This window comes from Planktothrix sp. FACHB-1355, assembly GCF_014748295.1.
GTDB lineage: Bacteria > Cyanobacteriota > Cyanobacteriia > Cyanobacteriales > Aerosakkonemataceae > Aerosakkonema > Aerosakkonema funiforme_A.
The window spans coordinates 1-5481 of record NZ_JACJUP010000370.1 but is presented as its reverse complement, the minus strand read 5'-3'; the positions used below and the strand labels follow the sequence as shown (position 1 = coordinate 5481).

Genomic DNA, 5481 nt, shown 5'->3' with positions numbered 1-5481 from the left:
TTCGATCGCCCAACAAAACACCTCAATTCTTTTGCAGAGGATAGACACCGAAGCGACGCGAGCGGCATTAGGAGGCAAGGAAGGCATCAAAGTCGTCGATAACTATCGTGGCGTACCTGTTCTGAGCTCGTACTCACCCGTGAAAATCGACGGAGTTCACTGGGCGATTTTGGCAGAGATGACTCTTCACGAAGCTTATGAGTCCGTGTCTGCCCTGCAAAACTTCCTCCTCATAGGGAGTGTGATAGTTATTCTTGTGATGACCTACTTGGCAAACCTTGCTGCTATTAATTTTGTCAAGCCGATCGACACGATCGTCAAAAGCACACGCCCAAACGATCCAGATAATGCAGAGTCTGATAAGTATGTCAACGCTAAAGACGAATTTGACGAAATCGGGCAAATTGTCAGCGAAATGCGCCAGACCATTCACCAAAATAAAGAATTGCTAGAAGAGAAAAACCGCGAGAATGAAGAACTGCTGTTGAATATGATGCCCAGCTCGATGGCAGAGCGGCTGAAAAAAGGCGAAACTCTAATTGCTGAGAGCTTCCCGCAGGTAACAGTATTGTTTGCCAGCATCAATGGCTTCGGCGAAGTGGTTGCACAGAGAGAAGTGCAGCAAAATGCGGCGATCCTTAACGATTTGATCGATATGTTTGACCAAGAAGCCGAAAAATACGACGTGGAGAAGTTTGCCGCCATTGGGGAACGCTACATAGCTGTATGTGGGCTGACAAAGCCACATTTGGATCAAGCTAAGCGGATGGTAGATTTTGCCCAAGCAATGTTAGAAGTTCTCAAACAAGCTAACAACAAACACAGAACCCAACTGAGCCTCCGCATTGGCATTCACACAGGTGAGGTCATGGCAGGGATTATCGGAAACAAAAAGTTTGCCTACAATATTTGGGGCGAAACGGTGAATATTGCCAGAATCCTAAACGTTCAAGCCGAACTGCATACAATTACCATCAGTAAGGACGTATACGAGCGGGTGCGCGACTTATATCGTTTTGAAAAAGGTAAAGATGTTCAGTTGGAAACTACAGGCAAAATCGGTACTTGGGTGCTGAGGAAGAAATGGTTGACGGGATTGATGGCAGACCTCATGTTCGATGAGGAGGAAGACCCTCTCAATAGCGACGACGATCGGGATTTGAAAGACGATCGCGATGTCAAGAAAGCTCCAGAAGCAAAGGAAAACAATGCTTTGGCGGCGCTGGGGCTCCAATCCCCCATCTCTTTCGACGATTTCGACGATTTAGATGCCAAAGACACTCCTCAAACCAAAGACGCCCCACAAACCAAGGAAAAGAACAACCAAATTGTGCCGGGACTGCAATCCCTATTACCGTTAGACGATCTCGACGAGCGAGACCCCTTTAACGACAATGCCTAAAGCGCAGATCTTTCTTGTATTGGGATATGGGCTGAGAAAGCGGGTTTCTTTGATGAGGAAAGCCGAAATTTCGTTGTCGCATCCCCAAGCAAACCGATTGCTGGGATTATAGCAACCGCTTTCCTCAGTTAAGAGGTTCTTAATTCCACCAAACCCTTGATTCGACGCCCTTATTCCCCTAAATCCTTTTTTTCTTTTAACTTTTGACTTTTGACTTTTGACTTTTGACTTTCTAGCCCCTAGCTATACATAAAAACGGAGGATTGACAGTGTGACAAACGAATCTTTGTGGATCTGGGGATTGGTTCTGATTATTACATTCCCGTTAGCGAATATTGGATTGGCAGAGGGCGTCCAACGTCTGCAAAGGCGAAGGAATCCCCTATCGGGCTTTTTGGACAACACGCGCAAACTCGTGTTGCCCACTTTGGCGGTTTTGTTGGTAATGCGGCTGTTTCTGGGGTTTGAAGATACCGATTTATCATTACAAATTGTTCAGACAGTTTATTGGACTGCCGCAATGGTGAGCTGTCTGTCCCTAATCAATGCGGTGCTTACTCCCAAACCGAAGACAAATGATTGGCAAATCTATGTGCCGGGTTTGTTTTATCAGGTAGCGCGTATGCTGGTGATTTTAGTCATCATCGGCTATATTCTCGCTGCGGTATGGCAAGTCGATTTATCTAAAGTAGCTGAGGCATTGGGGATCGGTTCCCTCGTGATTGCACTCGCACTACAGGACACACTTAGCAACCTTGTATCCGGGTTCCTGCTGCTGTTTGAATCACCGTTCAAACTGGGCGATTGGATTCGCGTGGGCGAACTAGAGGGTGAGGTGATCGAACTCAACTGGCGAGCTGTGCGCCTCAAAACAAGGGAAAGGGATGTGGTAATTATCCCCAACGGAGTTTTGGGAGGAGAAACTATCTACAACTACACTTTGCTCGATCCCGTTCACGTAGAAACAATTGAAATCAGCTTTCCTCACTCGACTCCGCCTAACTTGGTTAAGCGCGTGTTAAACGATGTCGCCCTCACTACAAAAGGTGTATTAACTAATCCAGCGCCGGAAGTCCTCACCAAGTCTTACGGCGAGTACATGATTTCATACGAAGTGAGGATTTATATCCGAAAATTCACCGACCTCTACCAGATTCGCAATGACTTCGTAACCCGGATTTATTATGCTGCCAAGCGCTATAAGTTAGGTGTTGCTTTGCCAGTTGCGATCGAGTTTGACAAACTTGACATTAGCCATCTTCAAAAAAGCTATAGCAGCAAAGAAATTGCCGAATTCTTGCGAACTCTTCCTTATTTCTTCTCCATCAACCCTGAAGAAATCGACAAACTCGCTCAAACATCTAAGTGGGAAGAATACGGATTGGACGAAGAGGTGATTGTAGAGGGGCAAATCGTTGGCGGTCTCTACATCATCCGAGAGGGAACCGTTAAGGTTGCAGTCCAAGACATCGACAATCGAGAACACATCATTGCCAAGTTGTCCAAGGGTGAGATTTTTGGGGATACAGTAATTGTGTCAGGGGAAACAAGCCCTGTATCGGTAACTGCTACCGACGATCTCACGGTAATTATTATCGATCGCGACTCGGTAATGCAGCTGATCGATCGATATCCTAAGTTTGCCCTGGAAATCAACCAATTCATTGAAGAACGTAAGAAAGCTTTGATTGCGATCAAAGGAACAGAAGACAGCTCGAACAAAAATACAGCACGTAATGGCTATCTCAGCAGTCGCCGCCTTATCGGCAGCTGATATATTTTTGTTTGATGAAATCTATTTAAAAGCAATGGGTTACGATAGTTTTATCGAGCCAAAAGTTGCTCTTTGAACAAATCGCAATTAGGTTTAGCTGCTATGATGACACGTGCAAAAAATGTCCTTGGAGGAGAGCTTTTGACTTGCTGTACTTCTCCCATGACCGGCTTTTATCGAGATGGAAAATGTTACACCGGAGCTGGGGATATTGGGGCTCATATAGTCTGCGCCCAAGTTACCGAAGAGTTTCTTGCCTTTACCAAATCAAAGGGCAACGATTTGAGTACGCCTGTACCGGCGTTTGATTTTCCCGGCTTAAAACCAGGCGATCGCTGGTGTTTGTGCGCCGCTAGATGGAAAGAAGCACTCGATGCCGGTGTTGCACCACCCGTAATTTTGTCAGCAACCCACGCTTTGGCGGTGGAATACGTTTCCTTAGATGAACTGAAAAAACACTCTCTCGATGTTGCTTAAAAATCCTGGGAATGCTTCAACTTTTCGTAGCTAAGAATACGAATAGTTTACTTTTTACTGACTAGCTGGGATCGAAAATAAAGACGATACAATTCGCAACTAGGTTTGGCATAATTTCCATCGAGTTGTACCAATCTCATGCTTTCTAATTTATAGGCTGCGATCGCTTCCAATGCGACGCCGCCATCAGCATTCACAACCTGTTGCAAAGCGGATATTAATTGGGGTTCATCTCGCAGCACCGCCAAAAGGCCGCGCAAATGGTGGCTGTAAATGCCAGATGATGTAGGAGCTGCTTGCAATAAGTTCTTGAACGAAATTTCTTTTCGACACAGATGATAAAAGGCGACGTTAACTAAATAAGGATGTCCTCCCACCATTGACATCAGTTGCTCGATTTCTTTAACATCACTCCAATTCACTCCATATCGCCTTGCCAAATCTTGCACTTGTTCCAAGTTAAACTGGGGCAGCTTAATCGATAAACCCACGTTAAAAGGAGATTGCGATAGCTTCAAGGGAATATAGATTTCTGTGGAGTGAACTACGACTAGCCGCAGTTTTTCCCAAGCTTCAACTGATTGTGCCTGTTCGTGCCAAAATCGCAACATCGGCAGAAAATCTTGTGCAATTTGGGGATGCTCGAAAATCCGATTGACTTCATTAAAAGCCAAGACGATCGGGCAATCAATTTGCGGCAGCAGATACCCTTCAAAATAGATTTTGCAGCTGACTTTGCTGCCCATATCCTCATCCCAATATTCATCTAACATGGGGTTAAGGCCCAACTGCCTGGTGGCATTGGCACATATCCAACGCAATAAGCGATCGAGCGAGCTTAAAACTGCTTGGTCTGCTTCCTGAAAATCCAAGTAGACAGTTTTGTATTCCAAATTGTTCGCATGAGCGAGAATCCGCGTCAGAAGCGAGCTTTTTCCCATCTTCTTGGGTGCTTTGATCCGGATCACGCATCCCGGTTGTGTAATTTCAGCATAGGAGAGTTCTTCAATCGGGGGGCGATTGATGTACAAAGCTGAATTTAAAGGTACAGGACTGCTGGGAAATACCAGCTCGGTCTGTATAACTGAGCTAGATAATGTATTTGTCGATACAGTATCTGTTCGCAATTCCGGCGCGGTTAGCGTTTGCGATTGAGCTAGATGTTTGTGCCCATACTGGTTGAGAACTATATAAAGATTTTTTTTGGTTACCCGTTCGCCCAGTACCTCTGAAAGGTCATGCCACAACTGGGAACCTATTTCCTTAATGTGAGCGCTACCGTAAGCTGCCTGTCTGGCCATCTCGCTATAAGTTTGCTGGCTCCACGACTGACGCAAGACCAAGCGCTCTAAGGGATTGAGCTGCCTGCCCAGCAGATTTTGTTCGACCACTTGCAAAAGCTCTTCAATGCTCATGTTTTTAGCAAAAGAAATTTAGAGGGACATTGCGGACGATTACTTTCATACTTAGAATACCACTTTTCCTACTTTTCCTACCTTTTTCAGCAATAATTTTCCGCCATGTAACTCTTGAAAGCTAGGGTTCTTTATGATATAAACCTGACCTACTTCTGGTGGAAGCGGTTTACAGACAAACATATTTTTCCATAGATTCATACCCGGAACTTGTGAGCATGATGAATTAGTGTGTCTGTTTCTACATCCTCACTGAGGATATTTAGCTCTAAGCTGCGAGAAAGTGCGATCGTAATCCGTACAATTTCGGAACTTTCGGAATTGATTTAATCGGGAAACACGTAACCTCAGTGATTGAGGAAAGCCTATTAGCGACCCACAAGCAGAAAGTTTCCAGTCAGAACAATAATTGC

At 45.2% G+C, this 5481-nt stretch carries 4 protein-coding genes; 3 read left to right on the top strand and 1 reads right to left on the bottom strand.

Translation table 11 applies throughout. The features are described from left to right. The 3 genes from H6S82_RS16130 to H6S82_RS16120 all read left to right on the top strand — a co-directional run. Positions 1-1402: adenylate/guanylate cyclase domain-containing protein (locus H6S82_RS16130; RefSeq protein ID WP_277926458.1), on the top strand; the 1402-nt coding region annotated here is incomplete at its 5' end. Between the two features lie 271 nt (positions 1403-1673). Further along, on the top strand, positions 1674-3176 hold the full coding sequence (locus H6S82_RS16125) for a mechanosensitive ion channel family protein (RefSeq protein WP_190473536.1): 1503 nt from the start codon (positions 1674-1676) through the stop codon (positions 3174-3176). A 102-nt stretch (positions 3177-3278) separates the two neighbouring features. Further along, positions 3279-3653: a DUF2237 domain-containing protein gene (locus tag H6S82_RS16120; RefSeq protein WP_322112006.1), complete on the top strand. Its 375-nt coding sequence runs from the start codon at positions 3279-3281 to the stop codon at positions 3651-3653. Between the two features lie 47 nt (positions 3654-3700). Here the strand turns inward: H6S82_RS16120 and H6S82_RS16115 are convergent, their stop codons facing one another. Next, positions 3701-5068, bottom strand: a complete 1368-nt coding sequence (locus H6S82_RS16115; RefSeq protein ID WP_190473541.1) for an AAA-like domain-containing protein — start codon at positions 5066-5068, stop codon at positions 3701-3703. Positions 5069-5481: the final 413 nt, after the last annotated feature.

Bases quoted from the DNA above. Each gene is read 5' to 3' on its own strand.
- H6S82_RS16120 (WP_322112006.1), top strand. From the start codon at position 3,279: ATGATGACACGTGCAAAAAATGTCCTTGGAGGAGAGCTTTTGACTTGC.
- H6S82_RS16115 (WP_190473541.1), bottom strand. From the start codon at position 5,068: ATGAGCATTGAAGAGCTTTTGCAAGTGGTCGAACAAAATCTGCTGGGC.